The sequence below is a fragment of the Methylobacterium sp. Leaf123 genome, assembly GCF_001423405.1.
Lineage (GTDB): Bacteria > Pseudomonadota > Alphaproteobacteria > Rhizobiales > Beijerinckiaceae > Methylobacterium.
In genome coordinates this window covers 1,187-1,508 of the sequence record NZ_LMNS01000033.1, presented here as the reverse complement: position 1 = coordinate 1,508, position 322 = coordinate 1,187, and the positions used below count along the sequence as shown (strand labels likewise).

The 322-nt window shown below is 73.3% G+C and carries 1 pseudogene; it reads left to right on the top strand.

Annotated features, from left to right (window positions below):
- Nucleotides 1-322 (top strand): annotated as a pseudogene (locus ASF53_RS26815) (transposase); the annotation flags it as partial.

Here is a 322-nt window from a genome sequence, read left to right as displayed (position 1 = left end):
TGCATCAGGTTCTGTTGGAGCGCCTGCACGCGGCCGGTGAGATCGACTGGCGTCGGGCGAGCCTGGACAGTGCCTCCGTCCCGGCCAAAAAGGGGGGCCTGCCACCGGCCCGAACCCGACGGACCGGGGCAAGCCGGGCACGAAGCGCCATCTTGTCACCGACGCCCGCGGCACGCCGCTCGGCCTGAGGCTGACGGGCGCCAACCGGCACGACAGCCCGCAGATGGGGCCGACCCTCGATGCCATCCCGCCGCTGAGCACGGGCCGGCGCGGTCGACCGCGCCGACGCCCCGACAAGCTGCACGCCGACAAGGCCTACGAG